This is a genomic window from Owenweeksia hongkongensis DSM 17368 (assembly GCF_000236705.1).
Taxonomy (GTDB): domain Bacteria; phylum Bacteroidota; class Bacteroidia; order Flavobacteriales; family Schleiferiaceae; genus Owenweeksia; species Owenweeksia hongkongensis.
This window is the reverse complement of record NC_016599.1, coordinates 3579420-3594760: the sequence shown is the minus strand read 5'-3', so window position 1 is coordinate 3594760 and position 15341 is coordinate 3579420. Positions and strand designations below refer to the sequence as shown.

18 protein-coding genes are annotated in these 15341 nt (G+C 41.0%); 16 read left to right on the top strand and 2 right to left on the bottom strand.

The window, feature by feature from the left end:
* Positions 1-37: 37 nt before the first annotated feature.
* The 6 genes from OWEHO_RS15870 (at position 38) to OWEHO_RS15845 (ending at position 6349) form a co-directional block, all read left to right on the top strand.
* On the top strand, positions 38-628 hold the full coding sequence (locus OWEHO_RS15870; RefSeq protein WP_014203510.1) for a hypothetical protein: 591 nt from the start codon (positions 38-40) through the stop codon (positions 626-628).
* A gap of 184 nt (positions 629-812) precedes the next feature.
* Positions 813-1727: a S49 family peptidase gene (locus OWEHO_RS15865; RefSeq protein ID WP_014203509.1), complete on the top strand. Its 915-nt coding sequence runs from the start codon at positions 813-815 to the stop codon at positions 1725-1727.
* Between the two features lie 21 nt (positions 1728-1748).
* Positions 1749-3929, top strand: a complete 2181-nt coding sequence (locus tag OWEHO_RS15860) for a hypothetical protein (RefSeq protein WP_014203508.1) — start codon at positions 1749-1751, stop codon at positions 3927-3929.
* A gap of 67 nt (positions 3930-3996) precedes the next feature.
* Positions 3997-4938, top strand: coding sequence for a hypothetical protein (locus tag OWEHO_RS18080; RefSeq protein WP_014203507.1), 942 nt, complete (start codon positions 3997-3999; stop codon positions 4936-4938).
* Positions 4939-5366: 428 nt separating this feature from the next.
* Positions 5367-5879, top strand: coding sequence for a hypothetical protein (locus OWEHO_RS15850; protein ID WP_014203506.1), 513 nt, complete (start codon positions 5367-5369; stop codon positions 5877-5879).
* 23 nt (positions 5880-5902) lie between these two features.
* Positions 5903-6349: a hypothetical protein gene (locus tag OWEHO_RS15845; RefSeq protein ID WP_014203505.1), complete on the top strand. Its 447-nt coding sequence runs from the start codon at positions 5903-5905 to the stop codon at positions 6347-6349.
* A 43-nt stretch (positions 6350-6392) separates the two neighbouring features.
* Here the strand turns inward: OWEHO_RS15845 and OWEHO_RS15840 are convergent, their stop codons facing one another.
* Positions 6393-6686, bottom strand: a complete 294-nt coding sequence (locus OWEHO_RS15840; RefSeq protein WP_014203504.1) for a hypothetical protein — start codon at positions 6684-6686, stop codon at positions 6393-6395.
* A gap of 363 nt (positions 6687-7049) precedes the next feature.
* Between OWEHO_RS15840 and OWEHO_RS15835 the strand changes: the two genes are divergently transcribed.
* The 10 genes from OWEHO_RS15835 (at position 7050) to OWEHO_RS15790 (ending at position 14976) form a co-directional block, all read left to right on the top strand.
* Entirely contained in the window at positions 7050-7364 is a 315-nt protein-coding gene (locus OWEHO_RS15835; protein ID WP_014203503.1) for a hypothetical protein, read from the top strand.
* A complete protein-coding gene (locus tag OWEHO_RS15830; RefSeq protein ID WP_014203502.1) occupies positions 7364-8017 on the top strand; it encodes a hypothetical protein in 654 nt (217 codons plus the stop codon). The genes OWEHO_RS15835 and OWEHO_RS15830 overlap by 1 nt, the downstream gene beginning before the upstream one ends.
* Entirely contained in the window at positions 7995-9698 is a 1704-nt protein-coding gene (locus OWEHO_RS15825; protein ID WP_014203501.1) for a hypothetical protein, read from the top strand. Before OWEHO_RS15830 ends, OWEHO_RS15825 begins: the two co-directional genes overlap by 23 nt.
* A 497-nt stretch (positions 9699-10195) precedes the next feature.
* Positions 10196-10462 carry a hypothetical protein gene (locus OWEHO_RS15820; RefSeq protein ID WP_014203500.1) on the top strand — a complete coding sequence of 89 codons (267 nt, stop codon included), beginning with the start codon at positions 10196-10198 and terminating at the stop codon, positions 10460-10462.
* Positions 10459-11832 carry a hypothetical protein gene (locus OWEHO_RS15815; RefSeq protein WP_014203499.1) on the top strand — a complete coding sequence of 458 codons (1374 nt, stop codon included), beginning with the start codon at positions 10459-10461 and terminating at the stop codon, positions 11830-11832. Before OWEHO_RS15820 ends, OWEHO_RS15815 begins: the two co-directional genes overlap by 4 nt.
* Positions 11813-12829 carry a DUF6712 family protein gene (locus OWEHO_RS15810; protein WP_014203498.1) on the top strand — a complete coding sequence of 339 codons (1017 nt, stop codon included), beginning with the start codon at positions 11813-11815 and terminating at the stop codon, positions 12827-12829. The genes OWEHO_RS15815 and OWEHO_RS15810 overlap by 20 nt, the downstream gene beginning before the upstream one ends.
* Positions 12830-12841: 12 nt before the next feature.
* Positions 12842-13123: a hypothetical protein gene (locus tag OWEHO_RS15805; RefSeq protein WP_041627678.1), complete on the top strand. Its 282-nt coding sequence runs from the start codon at positions 12842-12844 to the stop codon at positions 13121-13123.
* On the top strand, positions 13116-13937 hold the full coding sequence (locus OWEHO_RS15800) for a hypothetical protein (RefSeq protein ID WP_014203496.1): 822 nt from the start codon (positions 13116-13118) through the stop codon (positions 13935-13937). The genes OWEHO_RS15805 and OWEHO_RS15800 overlap by 8 nt, the downstream gene beginning before the upstream one ends.
* Positions 13934-14377 (top strand): hypothetical protein, encoded by a 444-nt coding sequence (locus OWEHO_RS15795; RefSeq protein WP_014203495.1) that lies wholly within the window; start codon positions 13934-13936, stop codon positions 14375-14377. Before OWEHO_RS15800 ends, OWEHO_RS15795 begins: the two co-directional genes overlap by 4 nt.
* Positions 14377-14976: a PAS domain-containing protein gene (locus tag OWEHO_RS15790; RefSeq protein WP_014203494.1), complete on the top strand. Its 600-nt coding sequence runs from the start codon at positions 14377-14379 to the stop codon at positions 14974-14976. Before OWEHO_RS15795 ends, OWEHO_RS15790 begins: the two co-directional genes overlap by 1 nt.
* Before the next feature lie 73 nt (positions 14977-15049).
* Here OWEHO_RS15790 and OWEHO_RS15785 read toward each other — a convergent pair whose 3' ends face one another.
* Positions 15050-15295: a hypothetical protein gene (locus tag OWEHO_RS15785; protein WP_014203493.1), complete on the bottom strand. Its 246-nt coding sequence runs from the start codon at positions 15293-15295 to the stop codon at positions 15050-15052.
* Positions 15296-15341 lie beyond the last annotated feature (46 nt).

Sequence of the window (15341 nt, the reverse complement as noted above, 5' to 3'; positions counted from 1 at the left end):
ACATCTATTGCCAATTTGGAAATTTTAATTTAGTGCCATGAGTGAAAACCAGCAGCTCCTCACCTTCCCCTTCAAGCCTCACTTGGCTCAATACCTATTTTACACCCTTAAGTCAGAAGTATATTCTGATGAAATATACAGGCATAGAGTAATAAAAATAAGCATGCGCTCTTTGCATGGCAAAATCATAAGAGTGATTTTGGAGAAAGCTGACTATCCTGGTATCAAGAAACCTCAAAAGGGTTTTGCCCTTACTGTATCCATACCAAAAAGAGATCACAGAAAGAAACTGTATGCTGATGGAAGGACTGGTGAACTGAAAGTGGATCCACAAGCTGTGGAGTTAATAAATGAGCTTTATCAAATAGAATTTGAAAACTCATGCATCTCATACATTGCTGGTAGAGTTGCAGGCCAAAAAAGAGGTGGGCTAAAACAGGCCATTGAAGATATCATAAAAGTATACCACCTGCAGGACACTGAGTACAACTATGACAGGCTCATGAAAATGTACCAGAGACATAAATTTCCACTCAAAAAGTCGGTTTACGAAAAAGTAAATGACTCCCTTTACCTAAGGGAAAAAAAATCAGGAGGTAAGTTATTGATAGACAGGAAATTAAAATAATTGGCAAATTCGCGGACATAAAAAATAAGCGTTTTTTATAGGTTAAACAACTGATTAACAAAACAATAGACCAATAAAATACTGTTTGCAATTACAAAACCACTATTTACAGGCTAAAATGCCTTTGTAATCTGTCCTTTTCACATCCACCCCATACTTCTATTCTTGAAGTAAATTCTTACAGGTGGAACTCAACAAGCTTTATCATTCAATCTTAAACTCACAATGGGCCATCCATTATGAGTCTGTATTTAATTACACCCATGTCATTCAGCAATTTTTGGACAAAAGGCCTAATGCCTTAGATGTATCTCTGGATGCTTCTCCAAAATCTGTGCTTACCTATATGGATGAATCTGGCAACAGGTACATGCATGACTTTAAAAACCCGGATGCATTGCCAAACAATGCTGTGGCAGTAATTGAAGTAATAGGTGCCTTTACCAAATATGGTAGCTACTGTGATTATGGTGCTGAAGAAATAGCTGCTTATATGAAAATGGCTTTGGCCAATCCTAAAGTAGTAGGAGCAGTATTGATTGGTGATTCAGGTGGTGGAGCTGTAAATGCTATTTCACCCTATACTGATGTGCTCAATGCCAGAACAAAACCAGTGGTGGCTCTTTGTGATACTTGTGCCAGTGCCATGTATTATGTGGCCAGCCACACTGATCATATTATGGCTTCCAATAATATTTCTGCTGCCTTTGGCTCCATAGGAGTAATGATTTCTCTGGCAGATATAAGACCCAAGCTGGAAGCTGAGGGTGTAAAGTTCCATACTGTATATGCTCCTGAATCTACTCATAAGAATAAGGCCTTTGAATTATTACTGGAAGGCAAGTATGAAATGATACAGGAAGAAATGCTCTCCCCTCTTGCCAAAAATTTCCAAAATGCTGTAAAAGCCCAAAGGGGCAATAAGCTAAAAGCTGATGAAGTAGGTGTGCTTACTGGCAAAATGTTTTTTACTGATGATGCCATTGCAGTAGGCTTAGCAGATAGCAAAGGAAATATGCAGGCAGCTCAGGAAAAAGTGAGAGAACTGGCAAATGATAAAAAACACATGCTAAAAATAGCATTGAAGGCTAATGTTTAATTAAAACCCCCCGATCCAAAAATGAAAAATTGGAAAGAAGTGAAGGCAATGGTCATGTCCCTGTTTGGGATGAAGGCTTTGCCTCAACAAGAAGGAAAGCTCTCCTTTTCTAAAGAGCAAAAGGAGGAGCTTATTGAAGCCCTTGGAGACCCAGCTCTATTTGACAACTTTGAAAAAGCTGCCAATGAAGAGTTTGAACAAGTTGCAAAACTTGAAGGTGAGAGAGATCAAACCAAAGCAAAGCTAAAAGCTCTTTTAGGAGAGAAAGAAGCAGCTGCTGATGCCCCAGCTACTGGTGCTGAAGCTGACAACAGCAACAAAGGTGGCAATAGTGCTTCACCTAAAGCTGAAAAGTCAACTGATGAAGTGATTGCAGAATTGCAAGCCAAATTCACCAAGCAGCAGGAAGAAATTGATGCTCTATCCAATCTACCTGAGCATGACAAGCCTGAATTATTAACTAACCCTAAAGGAAAAATGTCATTAGTACATTCTGCCACTCACCTTTTTGCCTCTGGCAAAAGTTATGATGCCCTTACTGCTGATAGACCTTGGAACCAAAGGCTAAAAGCTGCTACTGCACCTGGTGCTGATCCAAGTTTGATTTCTGCTGCAACCAACTGGGATGCTGCAAACATTGCCCGTATCAATCAGGATTTTGAAGCCTACTGGAGAGAAGACCGCCAAGAAGTGCTTGACATTATGCAAGACTATAGAGGTATTCCTAGCAACTGGGAGGTAATATCTGGTGTAGATGATAGAATTGGTTATGTAGGTATCCTTACTCAGGAAATCACTCAGGGAAGAAAAAAGAACTGGTTGCCTAAAAACAAACAAAAGTTCATTCCACTAGAAGGTAAAGTATATCCAGTACAAATTGATATCCAGTTTGAAGGGTATGAGTTGCAGCAAATTGAAACATCCTGGATGAACCGTTTCAATAAAGAAGGTTCTCAGCCAAACAAAATGAGTTTGGTAAGAATGCTTTGGGAGCACTTATTGAAGCAAGCCCGCAAGGAGGATGATCAAGTAATTGTAAAAGGTGTTTACAATCCTGATGTAGACCGTACTGAGGCTCAGTCTTTCATTTTCCGTTCTAATGGATTTTTGAAGCTGGTAATTGACAACATGTACAAGACTTTTAACCCATTCAAAAACTTGGGAACTCCTACTCCATCTAATATAGTGGACTATGTGAAAAGCATGTGTGAGAAGCTTCCTGAGGAGAAGAGAACAATGCCAGGATTGGATTATGGTATGTCTCCAACTCACTTGAGATGGTACATTGAGAAAAAGAAACTATTGGAAGGTACATACCCTACCTATAAGGAAGGTGATATGTCAGTAGATGGTTTCCCAAATATCCAACTGAAAAAGGTGGATTACCTGGAAGGAACAAACTTCCACTACATTACTCCTGATGACAACATCAAAATTTTGGAAAATGTGCCAAGAGAAAAAGCACTTCTTACTATTGAGTACCTGAAGAGACAAATCTTCATTCTTGGAGATTATAAAATGGGAGCTCATGTGGATGTGTTTGGAATGCAGTGGGATGCTGGTACTCCAGTGGACTACAATAACCAAATTTTCTGGTGTAATGATGTGGAGCTACTTACTGATGTAAAAGTGCCAATGGCTGCTGATGATGCTACTCCTTCTGCTCAGTATCATAATGTATTGATTACTGCTGCAAATACAGGAGCCACAGCTATCACCAACATTGATGATGCTGAAAATGGAAAGTACTACTACCTATATGGTGGAAGTGACACCAATGCAAGCACTATTGCTAATAGTGGGAACTTTGACCTTACAGGCTCAGTTACCTTGAATAGTAAGACCATGATCAAGCTATACAAGAGACCAAGTGATGGTAAGTTTGTAGAGATCTACAGAAATGAGGATATCCGCATAGAGGAGTTTGTAATCCTTGCTCCTGATGCTACTACAGCTGATGCAGCTGATGGAACCCGCTTTATTACCGGTACCAATACTGGGGCTACTGCCATCACTGATATTACCAATGCAGAGGAAGGCATGACTTACAGACTTGAAGGTGGATCTGATAACCCTAATGCAACTACCATTGCTAAGACTGGTAAGTTTAGCAGGCTATCTGCTGGTATCACCCTTACTACAGGAGTGTTTGTAGATGTGATTTACCAAGGTGGTAAGTTCATTGAAACTAATAGAGGCTAATAATCCTGATCATTCCCTGGCTGCTTAGGCAGTCAGGGTTTTATCAATCAAAAACAAGAATAATATCATGAAAAAGTTTTTAAAAAATTATGGTCTCTTCAGTATAGTAATGCTGGCCCTTGTGGCAGTAGGTGTGCATGATTTGGCTATAACCGGAATACAGCTTGGAGCTGAAGGTGTGAGTTATGCTATGGCAGGCTACATTGCTGTAGATGTTTTCAAAACAGTAGGTGGTGGAGCTCCCAAGAATAAGAAAGACATGGTTACTTTCTATAAATTGGATGAGATAGTGCAATCATCACTAGAGAGGGATGAAAAAGGAGTTTTGATTCCTCAAAACATCCAATGTAAGCCTGGTAAGTATGCTACAAGGTTTTATGGAACCATTGACAAGACAGCACCCGGATACACTACTGAAGGGGAAACTGATGCAAGAGGTTTGATTCATGCCTTGGCAATGGAGCATCCTGGTGATTCATTAGAGCTTAATGAGTGGGTGGTAAACAATCTGAACCAAAACATAATTGCAGTAGTGCATGAGTGTGGTTCTGATTATGACAAAGTGTTGGGTACACCCTGCCACCCATTGCAGATAGTGCCACAAGGCCAAGATGATTCTACAGCCAAGAAGACTATGCTGAATCTTGCTGGTGTGGGTAGAACTTCACTTCCTCCAGGTAAGTATAGTGGTACACATACCTACTCTGCACCATTGGCTACAATAGCTGATGATGATACCAGCCCATCAGTATCTGAAGGATCAGGTCAGTATCAGCTGAGTGAAAACACAGCTGCTACAGAAATCACCACATTGGATGATGCTGTGCATGGAGAATCATACACCCTATTGGGAACTGGTGGAGCCAATGCTTCTACCATACCAAGTGGTAATGACTTCCAATTGAAAGATGGAGTAACCTGGACAGCAGCTGAGGGGGCTTCTATCACCTTCACTGCATTTAAAAATGCTGGAGCAGGTTTTAATTTTATAGAATTATCGAGGTCCTGATGTAGGTAAAGGATTTCAAGTCAAGGAAAGCCCCTCAGTATTGTGGGGCTTTTTTTATTTTTGAGCCTATGAAATCAATTTTCAACTTTATTGAAAAGCATCTTTCCACAATTTTCATTGTGTATGTGATGATATGCTTACTAACCCTTGTATTACTAAATACAATAGATAATCAACAGGACTCTACTGGTTCTAAAAAGAATTTGGAGCTTCCTACAGGACACAGGAAATAGATTAGTTCACTAAATATTGAACTAGCTTGTACAACCCATAAAGCACCAATATAATTCCACAGATCACCAGTCTGCCCACAATATCTTCACTTCTCTTATCCATTAGTACTCTATTTCCATAATCCTACTCCCTACTCTCCCCTGTCCTTTTAGCCCTATTTTATTCATAGCATATTAGCTTTAAAATACATAGCTATGTCTCAGACTAAGGAAAAAGTACAAAATTATCTTCAAACAGACCGCTCACTATCTGGTGGTGTGGTTCTTTATCAATCCCTACCGGGAAGAAATATGGCCCTTGCAGCTGGCTTTGCCCGTTTGCATGATACTGAGGCCAACCGCAATCAAGTTCATTATGAATTGTGCAAACTGGCTGGCATACCAGCAGGTCAAATGAACTCTCTATTAGCTGAAAGAATTGATGCTAAAAAAGAAAATGTTGATACCCAAGAAACTGGAAAAGTTTTGGAGCTTGTAGGACAAGGAAAAGTGGGTACAGGTGTAGATGAATCTGATGAAGATACAGCTGAAAAAGACCGCTTTGACTCTATGAAGTGGAATGACATAAGAAAAGAAGCTGGGGCACTACCAGAAGAATTTGCACCTGCAGGAAAAAGCAAGGCTGACTTGGTAGGAGCATTAAGAGCTTATGACTCTCACTTGGCTGCCCAGAAAAAAAAAGCAGAGAAGCCACAAGAACAGGAGTAAAACTCAGAGATGAGTTTCCTTTTTTGAGAGACAGAAACTGCCCACCAGAGCTACAGCAGCTGGTTACTCTAAAATTTACCTGCTGGGAAGAATACAGAGAAGGCAGGCACCAGTTAGAAGATCAAAAATATGACCACCTACAGGATACAGTCCTGCAGGTGGTTACTGGTTTTAAAGAAAACAGGCAGATATATGCTGAATTGGAATATTACAAGCAGCATAATGAAATATTGGGGGAGCATCCCATCTTTAAAAAGCTATTGGCCAAAAAGGAGCTGGAAAAACTCACCAGTATGCAGCTGCTCAAAAAGAAAAGAGCCACTGAGAAGTCTATAAATGACTTTAGAAAAAAGCTAAAGGAAAACACCCTGCCAGAACTACAAAAAAGCAGGAGAGAGAAGCTGATGTACCGGGAATGGGAACTAGAGCAGATTGTAGGCCTTATCAAGGCTTTAGATTTTAAAGAGTAAAAAAATAGCCCCATAATTGGGGCTATTTACTTTTACACTATACCTATTCCTGGTCAATATCCTCCTGCCAACTCATAAGAAAAAGCTGTAATCTGAGATAGGTAACCACCTCCATATTGGTAAATCCACTACCTGTTTGGTTTTCTGTGAGCATAGCTAGTTCACAAATATTGTGGGTGATGTTTCTGGCAACCTTGCCCGGTTCCAGTTCTTGCATAAAGCCTAATAGCCTTATGGTTTCTGAGCTTATGGTGAGCTCTTTCAGTTCAGTAAGCAAGGCCTGATCTACAGGGCTTAGTTGCTTGGTTTTTGGGGAATCGCTTTTCTCTGTTGTCATTTTGAAAAGTATTAGTGATTAATAAAGAGGACCGGTCACTGACAACAGATCCATTGCGGAGCAATAGAAAAAGCTGAGGGACTTTCACCCCTATGCCGGTCCATATCTTTAATTCCAGTAAATCTAATTTGGATTGCTCCATGTTGTAATCTGTTGTCAAGAACAAAAGTGCCAAGAGTAACTGGATAAACTGGTTCACAAATAATTCAAATCTGGAAACAAATATTGCCACTCCTCCCCAATTTGTCAAGTACAGATAACTGTATCATTTTGTTGAAGCCAACAAAATGATACACTCCCTACTCCTTATTCCCTACTCATTAAGTCCTTTTCCCTCCCCTATCCCTTGCTTTTATTAGCAATATGGATGATTTACCAGAAATAGAACTTACTGATGAGCAAACCATAGAGCAATTGGCTGGGGCTGGATATGGCCCTAGAGAAATTGCCATTTTTCTGAATACAGATGTAAGAGCTTTTAAAAAACAATGGGATGACCCAGATTCTACCATCAGATACCACTATGATAGAGGAATACTGCTGGTAGAGGGCAAAATAGCCATGGGCATTGCTGGTTTGGCTATTGGTGATCCTGCTGCTGCCAAGCAACATATGCAGATAGTGGCAGCCAGAGAATTTCAAATAAACCGGAATAAGCTCCTAAATGGTGAATTGTAATGGCTGAAAGTTTGGAAAACATCAATCCTGAGCTCATTAAGCAATACATTGAGAGTGGATCTAATGAAGGCCTTACACAAGATCAGGCCTTTTACCTACAGGTGCTAAAGCAGGTGCAGCAGCTTATGACTGGCCAGTGCAATGATGAACCGGGCAAAAAGTCAAAAAAATTTATAGTAAAGTACTTGGTGAATGCTTATCCTGGTGAAATTTCAGAATATCAGGCAGGCAACTTTTATGCAGATGCCATCAACTTTTTTTACATAGTAAAAGATGTAAAGCTAGAGGCTTGGGGAAACTACTATGCTGATGAGCTGCACCAGTTGTATTTAGCTACTATCAACTCTGCTACCTGCATTAAGGATTATGAAACAGCTCATAAAATACTGCTTAGTGAGATGGATGCCAGAACTAAGTACAGGCCACAAGAATCCAAATTCCCTGAAGAGCTATTCAAAAGACCGGTTAAGGTGTACACTCAAGACCCTAGACTGCTTTCACAGGATAAGGTAAACAGAAGAGATCTGGCTAAAATCATTGATGATTGGGAGTTTGTAACAGAAGCAGACAAAAAACGCATTAAGGTAGATGCTGGTATAGAAGCCCCTGAACTAATTCTGAATACCTACAATGAGACAGATAAAGGAAAGTGACCGGGTAGAGCACAGATTTGCCAGTTGGCTAAAGCAGGTGGTAGATATGGTGGGCTCACAGTTTCTGTACCTGATAGTAGGTAGAGGTGGTGCCAAAACCACAGATATAATGGCAGAAAGGAGCATGGAAATATGCTATGACATGCCTGGGGCACAGTTTGCCCTTACTGCAGATACCTATATGAACCTTATAAAGAATGTGGTGCCAGCCCTATTAGAAGGTTGGAACCGGAAAGGCTGGATAGAGGGTATTCATTATGTGGTAAACAAAAGGCCTCCAGCACATTTTAAGAAGCCCTACAAGCCCATACATGAGTTTGTACATACCATTAGCATTTACAATGGCTGCATCTTTAAGTTTATCAGTCAGGATAGGCCATCAGTAGGTGCAGGAGATAGTTACCAGCATGTATTTGGTGATGAAGGAAAGTACCTGGACAAAAAGAAACTGGATAAGCTTACCCCAGCCAGTAGGGGTGGTGATTTTGTGAGGTTTTCCAGATCTCCCTACTATTTGGGCCACACCTTTACCAGTGATATGGCCAACCCAAGTCATGGTGAGCATGATTGGATGATGGACATGGTAAAATACATGGATCCTGAACAGATCAAGCTCATTTTGGAAGTAGCCTATGAGGTGAATGACATCCGGATAGAAATCCAAAACTTAGAAGCAGAAGGCAAAAGCACCCTTTTGGCAGAAAAGAACTTAGAAAGATGGATGGAGAGATACAATAAAATCAGAAAAAAGAGCTACTTTTTTTATGTGGCCAGCTCATTTATCAATGTAGATATCCTTACTCTTGATTTCTTTGTAGATTCATTGGCAGCCTTGGGCTCAGAAGAGTTTTCCACCTCAGTACTATCTAATAAACCCAAGCCACCAAAAACATCCCTCTTTTATCCTGGACTATCAGAAAACTGCCTGTATACAGATGGCTACATTTATGAAAGCCACTATGATGATATGGACATTGGTCATGTGGTAGAGAGTTCATCAGGCCTAAGGCATGCAGACCCCTATTTTAGATTAGAAGCTGGTTTGGATACTGGTAACATGATGAGCTTGGTGATAGGGCAAACCATAGGTTCAAAGGCTAGAGCCCTCAAGCAGTTTTATACAGTAAGCCCAGAGTGGATAGAAGACTTGGCAGAAAAATTTGTCACCTTTTTTGAGCCCCAGGTAGAAAAGGAATTAGATCTATACTATGATAGATCAGCCAATAACTACTCAAAATCTAAGAAAGACTTTGCCTCCCAGATAAAAAGAGCAATTGAGTTTACCAGAGATGGCAGGCCTACAGGCTGGAAGGTAAATCTAATGAGCAGAAATCAAGGCAATATCACCCACTCTCAGGAGTTTGATCTTGCTCTACAAATGATGAAAGGCACCAACCCAGATCTACCCCAGCTCCTTATAGATAAATATGAATGCAAGGTAATGCTGAGCAGCATGGAGCAGGCTCAGGTTATTATTTCAAAAGACAGGGATGGTTCAGTCTCCATTCAAAAAGACAAAACCTCAGAAAAGAAATACAAGGACAACCGGGAAAAACTCATTTGGCTTTCCACCAACATGAGTGATGCCTTTAAGTACTGGCTCTGCCGTCCCCAATGGCTAGAAGCAGCTGAGCACCGCAAAACAGAACTCCGCTTTGATGATCCCGAGATATTTGAGTAAATAGGGCCACTTATACTTTGCAATTCATAATTTTACCCTGTTTATTGTTTTACTTGACATATCACATTAAACAAAACCCCAAGCACTGCAACCGCTTGGGGTTTCTTTTTTTGCTCCAAACTTCTTTTTATAGGATTTCACTTTCCCATCCTACTACTAAATAGGTAATAACTACCCTGTTTCATAAAAGTCATTTGTCTGTAACCTCCTTTTAACAGCATTTTCAAAAAATCAAAACACATAACCCACTGCAGGACAGGTAAATACCTTGTCAAAACCCATCACTCAAAACACTTAGTCACGATTTATACCGCCCCGCTCTCTCGGGGAAGTGTGCGCACGTTCGACCCCTCCCCTTGAGAGATATGATTCCCGTTATGGGACGGGGTGACCTCGGTGGAGTGTCGATCACTGGTCATGGAGTGCTGTTGGTACTGCCCTTGTCCTTTTCCATAGCATAGAGCATGGCTAGTATTGTATAAAGACTAGTACTACCCATGGACGTATACCAAGCAGCCACAATAGCAAGAGCCCAAAGCAAGGAAGGAAACACCTTCATGATTGAGTTTTGGGCTTATGATGAGAGCACCGGTAAGGCAGGAGGAGCTAAGGCTATCAGCCAATGTGTAGTAAGACCAGGTAATCCCGATGATAAAAACGATGACATGAAACTGGCGCTGTACAATGTGGAGCGTGATGAGCATAGGTCATGTTGGATACCTCTAATTAAATCAATAAACGGAGTTAAAGTAATCACACCATGAGATACGAGGAGCAAGGCGCATACTCTGCAGTAGCAACAGAACAATCAGTGTTCATCTTTGAGGACAAAGCTACCAACAGGGCAGAGCTGCAGTCCAATCTATCCCACAACAATATGGGGCTTGAGTGGGATGACCTCCCCATATCTGTAGACAAGTACACAGTATTTCCTTTTGGTGAAAACAATGCCCTACACAGGAGCATTAGAAAGATGCTAAAGCAAAACCCTATTGGCACCCGGGTACTAAAAAAACGCCTTTTCTTAGCCTGGGGAATGGGCCCCTTTCTCTACAAGCATAAGTTCACTGATGGTGAGATATCACAAGAGTTTATCCAAAACCCAGAAATTGAAGCATGGCTAAGGTCTTTCAACTACAGGTCATACCTGAGAAAGGCCATAGATGACTACAATAAAGGTGAGTACATCACCTCCAAAACCTTTAATGATAGAGGTTCCCGTATTGGCAGACCTTCTAAAGTAGCCCGGATAGAACATGTCCCAGCAGCAGAGGCCAGATTGGCACAGCTAAAATCTAAGGAAACAGAAGATCCGGATCTTATCATTGTAGGTGATTGGGACCACCGCCACCAAAAAGCATGGAAAGTATATCCAAGAGTTCATGATGAAAGATTTACTGAGCATGGTGTAGGTATTCACTTTGCCAGCAATTACACCTATGCTGTAAAACACTACCCCTTACCTGATATCCTTTCTGTAGAACCTTCCATGGGCATGTCCACAGTAATACCCATTCTACTTAAAAACTTTGTAGCCAACAACCTCACAGTGCCATGGCACATCAAAATACCACAAGAGTACTGGGATGCCAAAGAAAAAGAAATGCGCACCCGGGCAGCTGAAGCTGGAAAAACCTTCAAGTATGAAGATTTCCTTGAAGCCAAACGCAACAAAAAACGCGAAATAGGAAAGGTGCTTTCAGGGGCTGAAAATGCTGGTAAATATGTTACTACAGAAACCATTACTCAGGTTTTAGCAGATAGACATGTAAACACAGTGGGTTGGGAGTTTGATTCTATAGATCAAAAAGTAAAAGACTTTGTAGACTCCATGCTTTCCATCCAAAAGATTTTTGACAACTCCACATCTGCTGGATTAGGCATGCACCCTTCACTCTCCAATATTTCTAATGGCACTGCCAATAGTGGCTCTGAGCAGCTCTATGCCTATCTCAACTATATCAACTCTGAGGTGCAGATACCAGAAGAAGTAATATGTGACACCATCAACAGAGCAATTGAAGTCAACTGGCCGGGTTCCGGTATTCGCTTAGGTTTTTACCGACAAACCACCAAAAAACAAGAAGACGTAACACCAAAAGACCGCGTAAACGATGGTAGCACTGTTCAATAAATCACAAGCTAATAATGTAGATGAAGTCCGTTTGCATTGCTCCTTTTTGGATGCAGACCTTGCCTACTCCAAAATATCTGGAGAGTTAGAGTATGAATCTGAAGAAATCAGACTGCTCATTGGTGATGATACATACCAAAGGGTACTCACTCACTACCTGTCTAATGATTACAACCAACCAGCAGAGGCTAATCCCACACTTATTATTCTCAATAGGCTGGTATATCTCATACAGGCACCTGTAGCCAACTTTGCTTACATAGTATTTGCTGCCCAAAATGATATCAACCACACAGGCAATGGTAGAGCTATTCATGTTTCTGAAAATGAAAAACCAGCATTTGAATGGCAAATTGATAGAGCTGATGCCTCTCTCCACAAAAAAGCCCAAAGGCAGGTAGACCAATTACTAAAATACCTGGAAGAAAAAAGGGATGTCATTACTGAATGGAAAGATTCTGATGAAAGGCAAGCCCACTTTGATCTCATCATTTCTGATGCTGACCAATTGGAAAGAATATTCCCCATTGACCGGTCAAGATGGCTATACCTCAAGTTGACACCATTCCTTAGAGAGTTTCAGGAAGATGTAGTACTCTCCACCTTGGGCTTAGATAGATTTGAAGCCCTACAAGCCAAGTTAAAAGGCACCACAGCTTTAGATGCTGATGATAGAAAACTCCTTTCTCTCATAAGAAAACCAATGGGGCTATTTGCCATTTCATTGGGCTTAAAAAGGCTTTCCATCAAGTTTTGGCCAGTAGGACTGGTACAAGGCTACAGAGGTGATACCCTAAACAGAAAAGCAGGATCAGTAGCACAAGAAGGTGCCCGGTACAGATTAGCAGATGAGCTAAATAATGATGTAGAAATCTACCTGAAACGCTTAGAAGATCACATCACTGCTTTAGATCTGGCAGAAAACCCACCCACCACTACCAGTAGTGAAGAGCCCTGCCCCTATGATCCCACCAAAGAGAATTTTTTCACAGATTAATACCTACATATTATGTTTCAAAAAATCAAAGATTGGTTCAAGCAAAGGCACATGGACCGCATGCAAAAACGCTTGACCAAGTACATGCAAAAGCGCGAACAAAGAAGACACCTCATGGAAAGGGAAATCCTTATTTACCTCAGAAGAAAAAAGGAAAAGTCCCCTCTTAACCCACACCAATGCCTTGAGCTTGCCAAGCACCAGTTTGCAGATGAGCTAAAGACAGAAAGAATGCAAGTGGTAAGAGACCGGTCAAACAAATCCATCAAAGTAATTCTGAAAAAGAGTGCATAAAATTGAAATCCCAGAAGCCAAGCTTTCCATAGATTTCCCTGAAAACATCTATGAACTAAAAGCCAGCCAATACCACTACTACATACAGCTGGTGGTTATGATGTCCAAAGGGCATATCAGTCTGGTAGAGTTCAAGGTGATGTGGGTGTACCATCTTATGAATATGAAGTACACTGGCAAAGTTTCAGATGAAAAGATGATGGCCTTGGCTCAAATTATGGACCTTACTGAAGGTTTCTTCACCTCCCACAAGCAAAAAGATGGAAGCTTAGCAGTATCTCCCATTACTGATTGTGCTATCAATCACTGCAAGTCCTTCCATTATAATGGTAGAACTTACTATGGTCCTGCTGATGCCATTGCAGATCTTACCATTGGTCAGTTTTTAGATGGTCTCTCCCTGGCCAATGCCTATGCACAGGAGCAGGACATAAAATACCTGCAGCAGCTTTTTGTATTAATGCATAAGGTAAGAGCAAGAGGATCCAGAAAATCAAAACCCATTACCACCACATTGGTAAACACCTTGCAGGAGTATCATATTTATGGCTTCTTCTTCTTCTTTCAGTCAGCTTTAGAGTTTATCACCACACAAGATGTTCACTTGGCAGATGGCAGAGTTTATAACTTCTCCCCCCTCTTTTCTGGTGGTAATTCTGGTGAATCAGTTGGCCCTGTGGCAGTCCTTTTTGATTTGGCTCAAAGTGGCTTATTTGGCACTATAGATAAAACAAAGGAAACTCTCATGATGGACTCCCTTATTTACCTGCTTGATTCACACTTTAAGGCAAAAAGAGCAACTAAAAAGACATGATAGGCCCAGCAGAATATCAAACACTCATTGAAGAGATAGTGGCAGCTTGCCCTAAGCTCAAAAAAGGCTTTGTTACCATTGATGATGCCCATTTGGGTAAATTCATCAAAGATTTCAAAGCAGCAGATGATTGCCCATTCTTAGCAGCTGGCCTGCCTTCTATTGATGTAAAAGGGAGTAAAGATGCCAACATCCCCTTTCAGGTAATAGTATTCTTCATCCTCAAAAAAGTAGATTACAACAATCAGAAAAGGAGTGAAGAAATACCGGTATACCAGGAATGCTTTGAAGCTTGGCAGCAAGTAAATGCCTATTTAGCCAATAGCACCTCCTGCCAGTTATTTGCCAATTATGATGGTACTGCCAATGCAGATCCAGAACACAACCGGGCAGGCTGTGATGGCTACTCCATATCATTCATGCTAAAAGATACCATGTGATGCCACTTTGGTTAAACATAATCAGCATTATTGTGGGCAGTGGTGTCATTTCTGGCATATTCAGCTATTTCAATAATAACAGAAAGCACAAGCGGGATGACTTTACAGAACTCATTAAAGTCATCAAAGAAGACAATGAAACCCTAAGGGAAGAAAAAAAGGAAAGAGAGCAGCAGCTTTTTAGCCATACCCTTAGGCTGGCAGAGCTAGAGAGAACCATCCAATCTTTGCAAAACAAAATAGTACTGTTTGAATCTTCACACTTTGACCTTCCCCTGCCCATGTGGCTCAAATCTACAGAGGGCACTATGCTATCAGTCAATCATGCTTATGAAGAAGTATTCCTAGAGCCAAGGGGCTACAGCATGATGGACTACATTGGCAGAAAGGATAGTGCAGTATGGCCAGAGGACATTTCCAAAGCCTTTCATATTAATGATCAGAGAGTACTAAGAACCAAAACCAAGTGGATTGGTAAAGAAAACATCATTGGCCCGGATGGAAAAACAGAAGAATGGGTGGTGCTCAAGTATGTAAGAAAATCAGGAAACACAGCCATTGGCATTGGAGGTATAGCCTTTAGAAAAAATGAAGCTTAGTACAATTACAAATCATCTAAAAAAGACAGGATTAGGGATGCTGATCATTGAAATCTTAAGGGATTTATAATTTTCAAAGCTCCCCTACCATAGGGTATCCCAGTTTCAAGGCACCAGAAAGGTTCAGCACATATAGCATGTGCCCTATACTGTGATTGCATTTTGGGTTCCGGTACATCTTTCTCCAGTTAGCCACATCATTCTGTTTCACACCCAGCTCCTTATATATACCCCTTTGGCTTATCACATGCCAGTACCAGTGCTTTATTTCTTTTTCATCTATAGTTTCCTTCCTTCCCATTTCACAAAAGTAAAACATTCCCCTTCCCCTCCAGTTTTTGGAGGGGTGCCTGTAAGGTGGGGTG

Coding starts and splice junctions, on each gene's coding strand:
- OWEHO_RS15815 (WP_014203499.1), top strand. CDS start 10,459: ATGAGATACGAGGAGCAAGGCGCATACTCTGCAGTAGCAACAGAACAA.
- OWEHO_RS15860 (WP_014203508.1), top strand. CDS start 1,749: ATGAAAAATTGGAAAGAAGTGAAGGCAATGGTCATGTCCCTGTTTGGG.
- OWEHO_RS15830 (WP_014203502.1), top strand. CDS start 7,364: ATGGCTGAAAGTTTGGAAAACATCAATCCTGAGCTCATTAAGCAATAC.
- OWEHO_RS15790 (WP_014203494.1), top strand. CDS start 14,377: ATGCCACTTTGGTTAAACATAATCAGCATTATTGTGGGCAGTGGTGTC.
- OWEHO_RS15785 (WP_014203493.1), bottom strand. CDS start 15,295: ATGTTTTACTTTTGTGAAATGGGAAGGAAGGAAACTATAGATGAAAAA.
- OWEHO_RS15870 (WP_014203510.1), top strand. CDS start 38: ATGAGTGAAAACCAGCAGCTCCTCACCTTCCCCTTCAAGCCTCACTTG.
- OWEHO_RS15825 (WP_014203501.1), top strand. CDS start 7,995: ATGAGACAGATAAAGGAAAGTGACCGGGTAGAGCACAGATTTGCCAGT.
- OWEHO_RS18080 (WP_014203507.1), top strand. CDS start 3,997: ATGAAAAAGTTTTTAAAAAATTATGGTCTCTTCAGTATAGTAATGCTG.
- OWEHO_RS15835 (WP_014203503.1), top strand. CDS start 7,050: ATGGATGATTTACCAGAAATAGAACTTACTGATGAGCAAACCATAGAG.
- OWEHO_RS15840 (WP_014203504.1), bottom strand. CDS start 6,686: ATGACAACAGAGAAAAGCGATTCCCCAAAAACCAAGCAACTAAGCCCT.
- OWEHO_RS15810 (WP_014203498.1), top strand. CDS start 11,813: ATGGTAGCACTGTTCAATAAATCACAAGCTAATAATGTAGATGAAGTC.
- OWEHO_RS15795 (WP_014203495.1), top strand. CDS start 13,934: ATGATAGGCCCAGCAGAATATCAAACACTCATTGAAGAGATAGTGGCA.
- OWEHO_RS15820 (WP_014203500.1), top strand. CDS start 10,196: ATGGACGTATACCAAGCAGCCACAATAGCAAGAGCCCAAAGCAAGGAA.
- OWEHO_RS15850 (WP_014203506.1), top strand. CDS start 5,367: ATGTCTCAGACTAAGGAAAAAGTACAAAATTATCTTCAAACAGACCGC.
- OWEHO_RS15805 (WP_041627678.1), top strand. CDS start 12,842: ATGTTTCAAAAAATCAAAGATTGGTTCAAGCAAAGGCACATGGACCGC.